This is a genomic window from Paraprevotella xylaniphila YIT 11841, assembly GCF_900683745.1.
Classification (GTDB): domain Bacteria; phylum Bacteroidota; class Bacteroidia; order Bacteroidales; family Bacteroidaceae; genus Paraprevotella; species Paraprevotella xylaniphila.
This window is the reverse complement of the sequence record NZ_LR215980.1, coordinates 935,341-950,863: the sequence shown is the minus strand read 5'-3', so window position 1 is coordinate 950,863 and position 15,523 is coordinate 935,341. Positions and strand designations below refer to the sequence as shown.

Sequence of the window (15,523 nt, the reverse complement as noted above, 5' to 3'; positions counted from 1 at the left end):
GGCAGGGGCAATCCAAGGAAGCAAGGAAGTTTGGGTGAGTGGCTGAAACCACCAGTTTGCTAAACTGACGTGCGGGTTACCGTACCGGGGGTTCGAATCCCCCAGCTTCCGCTCCAAGGCGTCTTCGTCTAGCGGCTAGGACACATGCCTCTCACGCATGCAACACGGGTTCGATTCCCGTAGACGCTACAAAATGTGAATCAAGCGGTTACATTTCAATGTAACCGCTTTTCTGTTTGTTTATTCTGCTGAACTAAGAATATGAGTGTGGGTTGTATGATTTATAAAAAAGAAAACAAGTCCCTATACTCACGTACGAGGACTTGCCAAATACCTTTCTAATACCTTTAAACTAAAGTTCTATAATTAGAACAGTACAAAGATAGTCAAATACTTTGTGATATACTTCTTTCATAAACTCTTTTTATGTTATTTTGTTGTTGTGCAAACAATCGGTCAGCTATGAGGCATGTCCTGCATGGCGCAACTGAAGAAGACGAAACATTTTACTGAGGACGACGGCACATAATGGTTTAAAAGTACACCAACGTACGATGGTGTAAGGGAAAGAGTAGAAACGTGGGGTAAGGGGATACAGTTCCGCCCGTTTCATGTTTTCCAGTGTTTCGAGCAGGAAAGCCGTGTCTGGACTGTCGCCTAACAGCATGTACACCATGGACATGCGCAACATGTCAATTCGTCTGTTCAAGGCTATGGCGGCATTACCTTCCATTTGTCGTCCTTTGTCTGTGAGGCAAAGAATGATATGCTGCAAATCGGAATAACGTTTTTTTATAATTCTCCTGTCAGGATGGTGTATAATCGAGTCTTGTCGCTGAAAATAAGCATAAGCCGGCAGGTTGGTTATGATGACATGCCGTGCCTTTAGGAATAGGAGTGGGGTGAACTCTTCGTCTTCATGGTAAATTCCGGATGTGAACCTCAGGTCACCGAGTGCAGACTTTTTGAATATATAGCCACAAGCGCTACCGTGCAAATTGTGTTTGAGCATGAAATCAGTTCCGCTTCCTTGGAAGACTGTTTGCCAAGTCGGGACATTCGTATCCCATAATCCTGTATGACAGACTTTTTTTAACTCGAATGACAAAAGGTCCGGATGTTTTTCTCCTAAAACATCCAAGATTTTGGAAAAAGCTTTTTGGAATAGAAAATCATCCGCATCTAAAAATTGAATATATTCCTTTTGAGCCATTTCAATGCCCGTATTCCTTGCCCCTCCTAATCCTGAGTTGGGTTGGGCATAGTAATGGATACGCGGGTCGTCCAGTGAACCGAGGTAGTCTTCCGCTTCGTGTCCGGGCGTACCGTCGTTTATGACCCAAACTTCCCAATCGGCCTTTTGTTCCAAGCGCAAGATACTTGTTATGGCGCGGGCAAGCAGCGGAAGCTCTACCTTGTAATAAGGGATAATGAAACTGATTGACGGTTTGTTCATCGCTTTAGTACTTTACGGGTTCGTGCCACAATACTGCAATAGTGGTTGCCGCTCAATGCTTTCAGAATGGCTTTGATGCGGTAGTTCAGCGGACGAGGGGTAAACAAGGCGCGGTGTAATGGTATCTTGCGTTCGGGGATACACAAGTATCCTCCGAATTGTATCCGCATGATTTGGTGGTCGCACAAGTGTAAGTAAGCCTCGTCCAAATCCTGTTCGCTCAGGTCAGTGTTGTCCGACAAAGTGTGATATAACATGAGGTTGGCCTGAAGAAGGTCGTTGATACCCTTGTCACAGAAGGTGTTGGAGATAGAACCTTGGCGACTGCAATAATAATATAACCCTTTGTCCGAACGCAGGATGCATCGTGCTTGGCGCAATACGGCCGGGATGGTGAAGACATCTTCATACCATTTGCCTTCCGGAAAGCGGAGAGACTTCCACAACGAGCGTTTATAAATTTTGTTCCAAGCATAACTATGTATGTAACCTTTGCGGCGTGCCCATCCGGTGTAGTCCGTGATTTCGCATGCTCCGGGCATGTAGCGGTAGGCTTTTGCCGTACCGTGGTAAACGCATACGGGATATTCCAGGACATCCGCTTCGGGGTGTAAGGCCAACAATTCCATATTGGCTTGCAGTGTATTCGGGGAGATATAATCGTCAGAGTCAATGAATGTGACATATTCTCCCTGTGCCGCATCCAGTCCCTTGTTGCGCGCCGCGCTCAGGCCACGGTTTTCAAGGCAATGGATGACACGGAACCGTCTGTCTTTTCGTAACCATGCGTCACAAAGTGCTCCGCTTCCGTCCGGCGAACCATCGTCCACGAGGATGACTTCATAGTCTTCCACGTTTTGCCGGACGATGCTTTTCAGGCAGAAGTCAAGGTAGGCCTCCACCTTGTATACAGGAATTATGATGGTGAGTTTCATGCTTCGCTTTTAAGGCTTCAATGTTTTAAGTTCTACTCTTCCAGAATTCGACATATTGTTCCGCTACTTTCAGGTGGTCGTGATGGCGACGGACGTATTGCGTGCTTTCCGCAGACAGTCGGGCGATATCCTCGGGATGCTGTATAAGTCTTTCCAGTTTAGCGTACACGTCATCAAAAGAAGGGAGTACGTTGACGATAGGGCGCAGTTCTTTTTCCCTCAGTATGTCATAATTCTCCTCTTCACCCCCTCCTACGACAACCAGACCCTTGGCCATGGCGCACAGGGCGTTCATGGCCGGCGTGTAGGAATAAAGTTGGTCCAACAACACGTCGCTGTGGTCCATCATCCGGCTATATTGTGCAAACGGTACGGATTCCGCTTTCACGATTTCTATCCGGTCAGGATAACGTGCGGCTAATTCCACCAATGCTTTGTACATGATGTCTGTCCCCTTGTAAGCATTCCGTTTGCGTTGTATGCCGATGAAAAAACGCGTCCGTTCCGTTTCGGGATGGGGGATGTGTGGCGTGGTTTCCGACAAGTTGATGGGGAAGGGGATGAATTGCGTCTTTTCCGGAAAGTGCTGCCGATAACAAGCGTCGTATTCATAGAGGCCGCAGACTATGCCGTTGCAATCGTCGGCTATGAAACGGTTCAGTTTGCCTTTGGGGCCGTTCAGCCATTCGGCGATGAACCGGTCGTTGTCGGGGTTCATTCGGATTTCCGTTCCGATGTTGAAGTCGGAGTAACGGAATACTTGGCGGTCCAACCCTGTTTTTACCCAGTAATAGTCCATGCCGAATGCCCCGAGAAATACTTTCCGGTTGTGCCGGCGCAGGAAACGGTAAATGGGTAACAGGCGTTCCGCGCGTAGTTCGAGAAAAACAGGATTGATGAGTTGCACCACATCATATCCTCTCATGAAAGGGAGAGCCCGGGCCACACGGAAAAGGAAATCCATCGTGTCCATTTTTCCTGTAGACTTCCGATGCAAGTCGATGTCGCGAGGATAGTTTTTCCAACCGTCACCGTCCGACACTATTGTGACGGAATGCCCCAAGGCACGTAGACCCTGTGCCAAGGTCCAATGCACGTTACTATATTCGCCAAGTAATAGGACTTTCATGATATTTTTAGACAAAGGTACGGAAAATAAATGGAAATGCCGTATCTTTGTCTCCTATATTATGAGTGAGACGCAAGAAATAAAAGACGGTTTGACGGCCTCGGAAGAAACGGAAGCCCGGGAAGACGCGACTTACGACCACATCGTAAAATACACGGGTTTTCTGGGAGGCATACAGGTGCTTACGATATTGGTCAACGTGGTGCGTAACAAATTGGCGGCCGTTCTGCTCGGTACAGCCGGAGTGGGACTTTCGGCTTTGTACCAGAGCGTCATCGGTTTCCTGCACAACACGTCGAATCTGGGCATTTCGTTCAGTTCCATTAAGGAGATTGCGGAATTTTACGGAGGAAACCATCCGGAAAAAGTTCTCCGGCAGGTAGAAGTGGTGCGTACGTGGAGCGTATGGACGGGGGGGGCCGGCATGCTGTTGTGCCTGTTGTTGTCGCCTGCCATAAGTTATTGGGCTTTTGGCGATGCATCCCATATCCTTTCTCTCTGTTTGCTTTCTCCCGTTATGGGGTTTATGGCCGTTACGGTGGGTGAAATCTCTATCTTGAAAGCCGTCCGGCGGTTGAAGCGCGTGGCTGTGATTTCCGTGTTAGGGGCTGCGGCCACTTTGTTGTTGACGATTCCTTTTTATTGCTTTTGGGGAATTTCGGGAGTTGTACCAGCATTGGTTGTCAGCACGTTCGGGATAATGGTCGTCCATCTGTGCCTTTCCTTGCCTGTTTTTCCTTGGTGCGTGGACTTGCTGAGCCGGGAGTATTTCCGCAAGGGATGGAGCATGGTACGCGTTGGCGTGCCTTATATCATGGCCATGGTGGTGAACATGTCGGTAGGGATGGGGATTTCGCTTTTCATTACCAATTGGGGCTCGTTGTCCGACGTGGGGTTGTACGGCATGGGCTATAATCTGGTGTTTGCCTACGCCGGGGTGGTGTTCACGGCAGTAGAGGCCGATTACTTTCCGCGTTTGTCGTCGGTACATGCCGATGCTGGGCGGATGAATCTGGCCATCAACCGGCAGATAAAAGTCTGCGTGTTGCTCATGTCGCCTTTTCTTGTTTTATTCATGATATCCATGCCGTTGGTTGTCAGGTTGTTGTATACCTCTTCTTTTTTACCGATGACAGGCATGGCGGTGTGTGCTTCCATGCACATGTTTTTCAAATCGATGACGCTCCCCGTGGCTTATACTTCGTTGGCCAAAGGCGATGCCGTCATGTATTTGTGCATGGAGGCGGCCTACGACATCTTTATGGCCGTGTGCGTGATGGTCGGTTTTGTGTACGCGGGTATTTTGGGCACGGGAATTGCCTTGGCTTTGGCCGGAGTGTTCGATTGGTGGATGATTTATGCCGTATACGGGCGACGCTACGGCTTCAAGTCTGACAAGGCGGCACGTTCGTTCATCGCGGCGCAGTTTCTTTGCGTGGCGGCGGCTTTGTATTTGGGCATGCAGCCCGAAATATGGCTCAAGGTCGCAGCAGGCGGATGCGTATTAGGTGTCAGCGTGTGGCTTTCGGCTTCGGCGATTCGTAAGGAGATTACTTTGTTTTCCGAATTGAAAAGAAAAATCGGCGGACGGTTCGGGAAAAGGCGGCGGCTGTCAAAATGACAAACCTGTCCGTGTGAGAATCCGTTATATACAGCCGGCAGGGAAGTCGCGCCGGAATACGCGAATCTCGTGCATCGGCTTTCGGGCAAATGGACAGGAAAATCCGCTTGGCACTTTACAAAGAGGGGCGGAACGGCATGTTTGCCGCCCGTGTTTTCAGATGGCTGTAAGCGGAAAGTGTTTTTCTTTGTCCTTTTGTTTTTCTTTTTTGTAGGCAAAAAAGTTTCAGCCAGACGAAAATGGAGTGTTTTCGGCATGTTTTATTTCCGTTTTCTTCTTGTTTTTGGCGCAGGTGGAAGCCATAGGCGTTTCAATCTGCGGAGAACTTTTTTCCGTTTGGCTGTGAATGAAAAATCGCTTTCAGCCAAATGAATTGCATATATGCGGATTGGCAGCGCATATATGCAATTCAGGTGCATTTTTATTCAGACATATTGTTCTTTTACCGTCTAAAATGCCGGATTTTGCCTGATGGCGATTCTTGAAAAACTGACAAAATGTTTGTCTTACCGGCTTACAAACGTTACAATCGAGCGTGCAGGGATGACGGTTTGTTTTCCGTTGCCTACCTTGCCGATAGGCAGCAAGTTTTTTCCCGCTCCTTCGGCCGTCAGGTAGGGTTGCCAACTTTTTACTTTCCGGTCATCCACGTGGAAGGTCATGCTTTTCTCTTCGGTGGCATAATTCACTACGACCATGACCCACGAGCCGTCTGCGTTCCGGTAGGCGGTGCACATCAATCCCGTGCGGTCTGTGTCGCCTTCCGTCACGGCTCGTCCCGTCTTGTCGGTGGCGGTAATGCCCATACGGGTGGCGCCCGGACGGACAAAACGGCTGTAGTTGCCTAAAGCCCAAAGCAGTTTGGAGTCCACCACGCGCCCGTCCGTCCCCTCGCGGTTGCTGAACTCACGCAAGAGCCCGTCCTTGTAGTCCCCGCCCACGGCACGCCACCACTGCCAGCTTCGCGCTCCGGCATAGACGATGTCGTGGTGGATGATACGTGCCACGTATAAGGCTGTCTTCATTGTACGGTCGTAACCGCCTCCGCCGCCTATTTCTTCATCATTGCCCATGATGCAGGTTTCCGTTTGCCAGAATTGCACGTTGTATTTGTCCAACGTGTCTTTCAGTTGCATGCGGATGCTGCGTAGGGCTTCCAAGGGAGTGTTGGTCCAGTAACTGTGTCCGGCCATGAGGCGCGGCACGTTCGGGGTGTCGCCCAGATAAGTGTCCGTGCTGTCCGGACAGTAAAACGACTGGATGGCATACCCTCTCTGCCAGTCGGTCATGTGGGTGGCGAACATGCAACGGTAGTCCGACGATTCGTTGATGAGGATTTTCGTGTCCAACCCTTTCCGGGTAAACGCTTGGCTGAATGCCCGTGCCAGTCCGGCGATTTCACGGTTGGTGGCCGGTGTGCCTTCCTGTTTCGGGCCTACCCAATTCCAGTGGCCGTCCGGTTCATTGACGGGGCAGACGTAGGAGAGCTTGATGCCGTCATGCTGTTCCAACCCTTTCACCACGTTGGCTGCGAATAGGGCAAAATCGCCGTAATGTTCCGTTTTCAGGTTCAGCGTCCCGCCCCGCCCGGTGTTGGTAGCCAGTCCGTTTTGGGTAAAGTACACTGGGGGCGAATTGAAAAATCCGATGAAAGTCCTTACGCCCCGTTCTTGGGCCATGCGCAGGAAGTTGCGTTGTCCGGGCTGCTGCGTCCAGTCGTACGTGCCGTCTGGCCGGAGGAAGCATCCCGTGCGCATCCAATGTGAGCCGATGCCGCTTTCGCGTCCTTGGTCATGGCTGCCTGCCCCGATGTTGAAACGCCATATCGAAAGCCCGATGCCGAGGGGTTGCCCCTTGCTGTCATTCTCGGTACTGAATAGCCAGTCGGCCGTTTGCAACCGCACGCTGTCGGGCCACAGGCCGATGTGTTGCATGCTCCAGGCATCCGAAGCCCCGAAACCGTCCATCGTCTGTAGTGGCGTACGAGTATCTATTTCGAAATGGGAAGCGCCTTTTTGCGCTTGTGCGGAAATTGAAATCAGGATGGCGCAACAACATGCGCTGAAAGTGTGTTTCATGTGAAATAAATCTATTATGTGATAATAATGGACAAAGATAGGAAGTTTTACCGGGAGAGTCAGGCGGATTTATGGTTTTTTCATTATTTTTGCGCCAGACACTTCTAAAACAGTTATAAGGTTTATGTTGAATCCCATTTATTCTCCGGCATCCGACCGGTATGAAAACGGTATGCGCTACCGTCGCAGCGGGCGTAGCGGCGTGCTCCTTCCTGAAGTTTCTTTAGGGTTGTGGCATAATTTCGGTGACGTCAATCCTTTGTCCCATTCGTTGGCGATGGCGCATTATGCTTTCGACCATGGCATCACGCATTTCGATTTGGCGAACAATTACGGCCCTTCGTATGGCAGTGCCGAAGAGACCTTCGGATTCATCATGAAGAAATCCTTCAAGCCTTATCGCGACGAGCTGTTTGTGTCGACCAAGGCCGGTTACGACATGTGGCCCGGCCCCTACGGGAACTGGGGAAGCCGCAAGTCGCTCATGGCCAGTCTCGACCAGAGCCTCGTGCGTATGGGGTTGGATTATGTGGACGTGTTCTATTCCCATCGTTACGACCCAGAGACACCGTTGGAGGAAACGATGCAGGCGTTGGTGGACATCGTGCGACAAGGAAAAGCATTATACGTGGGGCTTTCCAAATATCCGGCCGGCAAGGCCGAAGAGGCTTACCGTTATTTGGAAGCGCGCGACGTGCATTGCCTGTTGTATCAAGGGCGTTACAACCTGTTCGACCGCGCTCCGGAAGAGGAGGGCATTTTGGGACAGGCCCGGGCGTACGGGGTTGGGTTTATTGCTTTTTCACCGTTGGCACAAGGTTTGCTCACGTCCCGCTATCTGCAAGGCGTGCCCGAAGATTCGCGCATGGCACAAGGGCGTTTCTTGAAACGCGAGGTACTGACAGAGGCGGTCTTGGGGAAAATCAAAGCCTTGGATCGGGTGGCCGCAGAGCGGGGGCAGACGTTGGCCGAAATGTCCTTGGCTTGGGTTTTGAAGGACGAACTGGTTACATCCGTTATTATCGGGGCAAGTTCCGTGGCACAACTCGAAGACAACCTGAAGGCCTTGCGGAAAGTGGATTTCTCGAAAGAGGAATTGGATCGGATTGAAGCCATTTGCCATACGCCTGACGGCGGGCAGTGAGCACCGGTTGGTGCCTTTCCTCCCGTCAGAACGGGGCAGGTGCCGTAATGCTGACCCAACGTCCGGTCTTGAAATGGCGGAAGGCCACGGTCTCGGCATGCAGGAAGAGGCGGGAGGCCCGACGGCCATACAGGTTGTCGCCTACGATAGGGGTGTCCAATCCTTCCGGATGGGCGGCATGCACCCGCAACTGGTGGGTGCGCCCCGTGAGGGGATAGAAAGCCACGCGGGTTTGGCCGCAGCTGCGCGACAAGACCTCGAAGCGCGTGACGGCGGCTTTGCCGTGTGCCGTGCTCACCATTTGCCGTGGGCGGTCGTCCGGGTTGGGGCAGAGGGGAAGACGGATAAAGCCTTCGTCGTCCGTTACCGTACCGTCGAGCAAAGCGACGTACCTTTTTTTGATGTGCCGCGTTTCAAACAGTTGTTGCAACTGCCGGTGCGTTTCCGGGTCTTTGGCAATGAGGAGCACTCCCGAGGTGTCCATGTCCAGACGGTGTACTAAGAGCGGCCCCGTGGCCTCAGGAAAATGCGCACGCGCCCAACTCCATACGGAAGGAGCATCGCCCTTGCCGGGTACGGAAAGCATGCCGGCCGGTTTGTTGACTGCAACCATCCATTCGTCTTCGTAGACGAGTTCCGGTTCGTGGTCAAGGTGCTTGCTGCTTTCATGGGCGTTGGGTTCCACATCCAGCCCCTGTAACATGTGGCCGAGTATCGGCTCGCATTTGCTTTTGCATGCCGGATAGTAGTAACCGTGTTTGCGTATTTCCGTTTCCGGCGAAGCCCCCCACCAGAATTCGGCCATGGCCAAAGGACGGTAGCCGTGACGGTAGGCATATTGCAGCAATTTGGGGGCGGCACACTCTCCGGCACCCGATGGCGGTACGGTCCGCCCGTGTTCCCGGAAAATTTGCCACAGGTCTTTCTCCTCCCCCCGTGCGTTCAGCATGCGGAATTGGGCGAAAAGCCAATTTTGCAGCAGGATGGAGCGGTGTTTCCGTTCGGTTTTCAGCGCCTCTATTTCTTCATTGGACCGTTTCAGGGCAGTTTCAACCTCTTCGAGTTTGGCTTTCCATTGCTTTTCCAACCGTTTGTATTCAGCTTTCAGGAACTGGCTTTCACGGGTGAGCTGTTCTTCCGTGAAGTCGTTGCGGTCTGATGCCCGTAACAAATCCCTTTGCCGTTTGGCTTTTTTCAATGCGTCGCGAGCTTCTTTCAATGCCTGTTCGCCGGCTGCTTTCCTGTCGGCAGCCTGTTGGAGCAGTGCGACACGCATATCGCTATGTTCCAACATTCCGATACGGTGGTTTATTTGGGATATTTGTGCTTCTTCTGTCTTGAAAAAACCGTCCGGCTGCAACAAATCAAAAACGGGCGGTACGAAGAAGCCGTGGTCGTTGCGACCGCAAAGAATGCCGGAATAAGCCGCCAAGAAGCCTGTCTTTCCATCTTTCTGCACGACTAATACGCCAAACATTTTTCCTTTGTCCAGTTCCGTTTTCCAGTCGGTGCGGAGCGTGAGATAGCGGCACACTTCTTCGGCCGCGCATACGGATAAAGGGTGCGGTTCGTAGTGGAACGGACAGGTAAACATGTCTGGAATGTCCGATATTTCCGGTTGGGGCGTAAAGGGATGGAATATGGAGGCTGTTTCTTTCATTGTGGCTTGGTTCGTGTCCCGATCAGGCTTTGTTTGTCATTTTCGGAACCTTGTTTTCGTTTACAAAGTTACACCAAAAATAAAGAACCGCGAGGGGCAGAATTGGATTTTTGAAGCGGTGGGGAGTTTTCCTTTACTTTAATGCCAACTTGTAGCCGGATAAAGTGGCTTATACCTTTTAGATGGGTGAATGGGGCAGAATCTTTCCGGCATTCCGTCCGTATCCTTTGTGTTTTCTCCTTTTTTGTGTAGTTTTGCAGGTATTAAATGGATATAAAGCTATGGAATCTTCGAATACGGAATTGATACTGATAAGAATAACGGGTGAAGACCGTCCCGGACTGACCTCCTCCATCATGGGGATTTTAGCCCGGTATGACGTGACGGTACTCGACATCGGCCAGGCCGACATACACAATACGTTGACTTTGGGCTTGTTGGTTCGTGCGGCAGAGGAATACTCCGGGCATGTGATGCGGGATTTGCTGTTCAAGGCTTCGGAATTGGGCGTGAACATCCGTTTCTATCCGGTGAAGAAAGACGAATATGTGGACTGGGTGAACATGCAGGGCAAGAACCGTTATATCCTGACTTTGTTGGGACGCAAGTTGTCGGCTTTGCAGATACAGGCCGTCACTTCGGTGTTGGCCGAACAAGGGCTGAACATCGATGCCATCAAGCGTCTCACCGGGCGTATTCCATTGGACGAACAGCGGGAAAACATACGGGCTTGCATCGAGTTTTCCGTACGGGGTACACCGAAAGACCGTGCGGCCATGCAATCGGAACTGTTGAAGTTGTCCAGTGAACTGGAGATGGATTTCTCATTCCAGTTGGACAACATGTACCGCCGCATGCGCCGCCTGATTTGTTTTGATATGGATTCCACTTTGATTGAGACGGAAGTCATCGACGAACTGGCCGACCGTGCCGGAGTAGGTGAACAAGTAAGGGCCATTACCGAGCGGGCCATGCGTGGGGAGATAGACTTTAAGGAAAGTTTCACCCAACGGGTGGCTTTGCTGAAAGGGTTGGATGTGTCGGTCATGGAAGATATCGCTCAGCATTTGCCCATTACGGAAGGAGTCGACCGTCTGATGTTTGTATTGAAACAGTATGGTTACAAAATAGCCATTCTCTCGGGTGGGTTCACTTATTTCGGCAATTACCTGAAGAACAAATATGACATAGACTATGTGTATGCCAATGAGTTGGAAATAGAGGACGGTAAACTGACGGGACGTTATGTGGGCGAAATTGTAGACGGTCGCCGTAAAGCCGAATTGTTGAAGCTTATTGCCCAAGTGGAACATGTGCATCTGGCTCAGACGATTGCCGTGGGCGACGGAGCCAACGACTTGCCCATGCTTTCTGAAGCCGGGCTAGGAATTGCATTCCATGCCAAGCCTCGTGTGGTGGCGAATGCGAAGCAGTCCATCAACACAATGGGGCTTGATGGGGTGCTGTACTTCTTAGGATTCAAGGATTCTTATCTGGAAGAACGGGGGAAACTGTAATACTGATGGAGAAACGTGGTATCATAAAGTTAAAAAGTTTGTTGTTCCTTTGGGGATTTTTGGGTCTCTCGGTTGGAAATTCGGTTGCGCAGGACATGGAGAGGGAGAAAGAGTATCTGCGAAAGGATAGCATGCTGTGGGAAGCGTACGAACAGCGTCATCAGGAGATGGCTGCATTATGGGACAAATATCCCGAGATGCAGGATAGTTTGCAGGCTGCATTTAATTCCTTTTATGATGCTACGTTAAAAAGAAACCGGGAGTTGGCTATGGAATATGCTTCTACGCCCAGTGGTTTGCAGCGTCTGTACATGTGCCGGTTGGATATTCCTAAAAAAGTGCTTGTACATATCTTGGATACGTTGGGCACGGGTATGCGCGAGTCTTTTTATGGAAGGAACATTCAGGAACATATCCGTATGCGGCAGATTGAGGAAAAGGATAGCCTATGGGAGTTTCCTTGCTATCGGGATGACGGGAATGTCTTTGATTGGCGCGGACTGAAGGGGCGACAAGTGTTGCTGCTTTATGGTGGATTGGGGTGCATGGGAGAAGGCGGTCGTAAGGAATTGGAACTTTTACGGAGGCAGACATCTTTGGAAGATTTGCAGATTGTGGTCTATTGGCCATGCAGCTCATTGAAAGACTTGCAAGAGGTTAAAAAAGCATATCCTTTTGATTTTGTTTTTGTGTCAGATTTTAAGTTGGACGACAGCCCCATGAAAATAAAATACGGGGCGCAAGGTACGCCTACTTGTTTCTTGACGGACGAACATCATGTCGTGAAGGTGAAATGTGGTGGACTGCGTATGGACTTATTCAACAAATATATTAAAAGAAACGAATGACAACAGAAAAGGAAGTGGCTTTAAATGCCCATAACAAGTTGGAATACCCTCCGATGCACACTTGTGAGCATATCCTGAACCAAACGATGGTCAGGATGTTCGGTTGCGAACGGTCGGGGAATGCACATATTGAGCGGAAAAAAAGTAAGATTAACTATGATTTGGCGGATGAGCCGACGGAAGAGCAGATTGCAGAGATAGCCCGGAAAGTGAATGAAGTCATTGCGGCTGATTTACCGGTGACATACGCCTACGTATCGCGTGATGCTGTTCCCAACAACGTTCCGCTCGACAAATTACCCGATGCTGCGGAGGATACCTTGCGCTTGGTCAGGGTTGGGGATTATGATGTCTGCGCCTGTATCGGTGCCCATGTGGAACATACGGCACAGATTGGCCGGTTCCATATCAACAGCACGAACTACAAGGACGGACAATTCCGGATTGTGTTCAAACTGTTGGATGCGGTTTGGGAATAGTTCCTGCAAACGGACAGGTATAGAAAAAGGCTCTCTCACGAGAGCCTAATCCCAAATTTAAATCCAAAACGATATAAAGAAATTGTATGAAAAGTGGTTATTATGATACATTTATGTCTGTTTCTCTCGGATAATGCGTCCATGGGTGAATGTTTCGTTTGTGGTTGCAAAATTAAGTGATAATTTAAAGTCTTGCAATAGCTAAAATCTATGATTATCCAGGTCGCAACCTTATAGCCCTTTACTTGTTTTTAAGTATGCTTTAAGCCATTTCCGCTTCAATTTGCTTAGCCCAGTTTGCAATTCGGGCTTCGCTCTTGTCACTCTCGTTCACGTCGTCAAGTGCCAGACCGATGAAATCATCGCCGTCCACGGCTGTAGAAGAAGTAAACGTATAGTCTGCAGTCAGGACTTTCCCAATGAAGGTACAGCCGCTATCAGCCAAGGCATCGTGGATATGGGTCATGGCTTCGCAGAATGTGTCGCCGTATGACTCTCCGTCACCGCAAGCGAAAAGGGCTACCTTTTTACCTGTCAAGTCGGCTTTCTTCAGAATCTCTACTCCGTCGTACCAATCATCTTGCAGGTCTCCGCATCCCCATGTGGACGAACCGAGAATCAGCACATCGTTATTCTCCAGATCTTCCTTGGTCATTTCTGTTACGTTGTGCACGTTGTCGTTACTCATGCCCAGTGCTTGTGCGATACTGGAGGCCAAGGTTTCGCAAGTTCCTGTGGTGGAACCATAATAAATAGTCATTTTTTTCATCTCGTTGTTGTAGTTTTGTTTAATCGTTTATTAATGGCATATTGTTTTCTTCTGTCACTGCAAAGGTAGAACGTAAAGCGGGAACCTGCAATCGCCGGATTTGGTGATTTTGCAGGTTCCCGCTTTACTCTATAATAATGACCTTGGACTTCCCGTCGGCTACTTTTTAGCTACTATAGCTTGATTTTTAAGATTTTGCCACTATATGCAGGTATGTCCGTTAGTACGCATTGATTAGCATTGAACGTGATACATTCTTTATCTCCACTTAGAAGTTCAGTTGCTATGACCTCTCCTTTTTCTTGGATTTGGAAAAATTCGAATAAATGGTGGGGAAGGTTGGCAGCTGTATGTTTCTCGGAATCCTCGAAGTTGGCAAGGACAATCAGCAGGTCTTTGTCTTTACGCCGGACAAAAGCATAACATTTGTCGGCATTAAACAGGTCCGAGCCGTTATTGGCGTACATCAGGTCATAGAAATCCCCTTCCCTCAAAGCTCTTTCTCTGTTGCATAATCTAAGCACTTGGGTATAGAATGCCTGCAAGGCAAGTTCCTGGGCTGTGAGTTTACCGGTGTCAAATTTACCTTTGTTACGCCACCGCCTGATGGTATCTACATGCCAATAGTCGAAAATCGTGGTACGCCCGTCTTTGCCGCTGAATCCTTCCGCGTCCATACCCCGTTCGCCTAATTCTTGTCCGAAGTAAATCATCATGGGATTTTTCCCCATACATGCGCTGACCAATAGGGCCGGACGGCCTTTTTCTGCATTTCCTGCAAAGAAATCAGAGGCCAATCGTTGCTCATCGTGGTTTTCGAGGAAGTTCAGCATGCGGTCTTTGATGTCGTCTACGTTTTGCCAACATCCTGTAATCTGACGCGCAGAGGCATAGCCGCAAACGACTCCGCGGAGCGTGTCGTATAATCCGACCTTGTCATATAAATAGTCAAATCCTCCTTTATAGATGTAGTTGCGGTATTCGTTCGGGTTATATACCTCGGCAATGAATACAAGAGAAGGGTAGTGGCACTTGACTTGCGGAATGGCCCATGCCCAAAATTCGACAGGAACCATCTCTGCCATATCGCAACGGAAGCCGTCTATGCCTTTTCCGGCCCAAAACAGCAGGATGTCACGCATCTTAAACCATGTGGAAGGTATCGGGTCGAAGTGCCGTTCTCCTCCATTGCAATAATCTATTCCATAGTTCAGCTTTATCGTTTCATACCAGTCGTTGCGTCCCGGAGAGGGGGAAAAATTATCATTGCCTGTAGCTTTGGCCGGACATTCTTCGTATGGGGACGGTGCACCGCCTTGCAGGTCGAAGCCAGGTTGAAACGGGTGTCCGGGAATATAATAAAAGTTGTTTTGAGGAGAAAAGGATAGGGTTTGGTCATCCTCTTCCCCGAGATCTTTCACGCCTTCAGGTCTGTTGGCGGATTGATATTGGCGTGCCACATGATTGGGCACGAAGTCGATGATGACTTTCAAACCGGCATCATGCGTACGGTATATCAGGTTTTGAAACTCCTTCATCCGTTTCTCGGGTTTTATGGCCAAGTCCGGGTCTACGTCATAATAGTCTTTAATGGCGTATGGGGAACCGGCTTTTCCTTTTACAATGGCAGGATGATCGGACGGAATTCCGTATGAGGTATAGTCGGTTTGTGTGGCATGTGCAATGACCCCTGTATACCAAATATGCGTTGCTCCAAGCTTTTGGATTTCCGTTAATGCTTTTTGGGTAAAATCAGCGAAGTGCCCGCATCCGTTCTCTGTCTTGCTGCCGTGGGGGGTGCATGCCGTCTTGTCGTTTCCGAAAAGGCGGGTGAACACCTGATAAATAATCATCTTGTTTTTCATATATCAAATGGATTAGTCGTTA

12 protein-coding genes and 2 tRNA genes are annotated in these 15,523 nt (G+C 49.8%); 7 read left to right on the top strand and 7 right to left on the bottom strand.

The annotated features are described in order from the left end of the window. The first annotated feature begins 24 nt into the window (after positions 1–24). Both E0E47_RS03775 and E0E47_RS03770 read left to right on the top strand, forming a co-directional pair. Positions 25–111, top strand: a tRNA-Ser gene (locus E0E47_RS03775). A 6-nt stretch (positions 112–117) separates the two neighbouring features. Further along, positions 118–189, top strand: a tRNA-Glu gene (locus E0E47_RS03770). Between the two features lie 271 nt (positions 190–460). Here E0E47_RS03770 and E0E47_RS03765 read toward each other — a convergent pair. Genes E0E47_RS03765 through E0E47_RS03755 form a run of 3 tightly spaced genes read right to left on the bottom strand, consistent with a single transcriptional unit; the run spans position 461 to position 3,520 of the window. Continuing rightward, positions 461–1,456 carry a glycosyltransferase family 2 protein gene (locus E0E47_RS03765; protein WP_130892929.1) on the bottom strand — a complete coding sequence of 332 codons (996 nt, stop codon included), beginning with the start codon at positions 1,454–1,456 and terminating at the stop codon, positions 461–463. Next, the gene (locus E0E47_RS03760; protein ID WP_130892928.1) at positions 1,453–2,391 is read right to left on the bottom strand and encodes a glycosyltransferase family 2 protein; all 939 of its coding nucleotides are present in this window, start codon (positions 2,389–2,391) and stop codon (positions 1,453–1,455) included. Before E0E47_RS03760 ends, E0E47_RS03765 begins: the two co-directional genes overlap by 4 nt. Before the next feature lie 25 nt (positions 2,392–2,416). Beyond that, on the bottom strand, positions 2,417–3,520 hold the full coding sequence (locus E0E47_RS03755) for a glycosyltransferase family protein (protein ID WP_130892927.1): 1,104 nt from the start codon (positions 3,518–3,520) through the stop codon (positions 2,417–2,419). On the opposite strand from E0E47_RS03755, the gene E0E47_RS03750 reads away from it, so the two are divergent. Then, positions 3,519–5,141, top strand: a complete 1,623-nt coding sequence (locus tag E0E47_RS03750; protein ID WP_008625270.1) for an oligosaccharide flippase family protein — start codon at positions 3,519–3,521, stop codon at positions 5,139–5,141. The two genes, E0E47_RS03755 and E0E47_RS03750, sit on opposite strands and share 2 nt — an antisense overlap. 506 nt (positions 5,142–5,647) lie before the next feature. Here E0E47_RS03750 and E0E47_RS03745 read toward each other — a convergent pair. After that, positions 5,648–7,219, bottom strand: coding sequence for a glycoside hydrolase family 30 protein (locus E0E47_RS03745; RefSeq protein ID WP_130892926.1), 1,572 nt, complete (start codon positions 7,217–7,219; stop codon positions 5,648–5,650). Between the two features lie 124 nt (positions 7,220–7,343). Here E0E47_RS03745 and E0E47_RS03740 point away from each other — a divergent pair, with 124 nt between their 5' ends. Beyond that, positions 7,344–8,363 (top strand): aldo/keto reductase, encoded by a 1,020-nt coding sequence (locus tag E0E47_RS03740; protein ID WP_040602562.1) that lies wholly within the window; start codon positions 7,344–7,346, stop codon positions 8,361–8,363. A 25-nt stretch (positions 8,364–8,388) separates the two neighbouring features. On the opposite strand, the gene E0E47_RS03735 is transcribed toward E0E47_RS03740, so the two are convergent. Further along, positions 8,389–10,005: an RluA family pseudouridine synthase gene (locus E0E47_RS03735; protein WP_420873306.1), complete on the bottom strand. Its 1,617-nt coding sequence runs from the start codon at positions 10,003–10,005 to the stop codon at positions 8,389–8,391. 299 nt (positions 10,006–10,304) lie between these two features. Here E0E47_RS03735 and serB point away from each other — a divergent pair, with 299 nt between their 5' ends. Genes serB through E0E47_RS03720 form a run of 3 tightly spaced genes read left to right on the top strand, consistent with a single transcriptional unit; the run spans position 10,305 to position 12,867 of the window. After that, a complete protein-coding gene (serB, locus tag E0E47_RS03730; protein ID WP_118147835.1) occupies positions 10,305–11,540 on the top strand; it encodes a phosphoserine phosphatase SerB in 1,236 nt (411 codons plus the stop codon). Between the two features lie 5 nt (positions 11,541–11,545). Further along, positions 11,546–12,388 (top strand): hypothetical protein, encoded by an 843-nt coding sequence (locus E0E47_RS03725; protein WP_172604646.1) that lies wholly within the window; start codon positions 11,546–11,548, stop codon positions 12,386–12,388. Then, a complete protein-coding gene (locus E0E47_RS03720; protein ID WP_130892924.1) occupies positions 12,385–12,867 on the top strand; it encodes an alanyl-tRNA editing protein in 483 nt (160 codons plus the stop codon). Before E0E47_RS03725 ends, E0E47_RS03720 begins: the two co-directional genes overlap by 4 nt. A gap of 262 nt (positions 12,868–13,129) precedes the next feature. Here the strand turns inward: E0E47_RS03720 and fldA are convergent, their stop codons facing one another. Together fldA and E0E47_RS03710 are read right to left on the bottom strand one after the other, a co-directional pair. Beyond that, positions 13,130–13,636 carry a flavodoxin FldA gene (fldA, locus tag E0E47_RS03715; protein WP_008625251.1) on the bottom strand — a complete coding sequence of 169 codons (507 nt, stop codon included), beginning with the start codon at positions 13,634–13,636 and terminating at the stop codon, positions 13,130–13,132. 173 nt (positions 13,637–13,809) lie between these two features. After that, entirely contained in the window at positions 13,810–15,501 is a 1,692-nt protein-coding gene (locus E0E47_RS03710; RefSeq protein ID WP_130892923.1) for an alpha-amylase family protein, read from the bottom strand. Between the last annotated feature and the right edge of the window lie 22 nt (positions 15,502–15,523).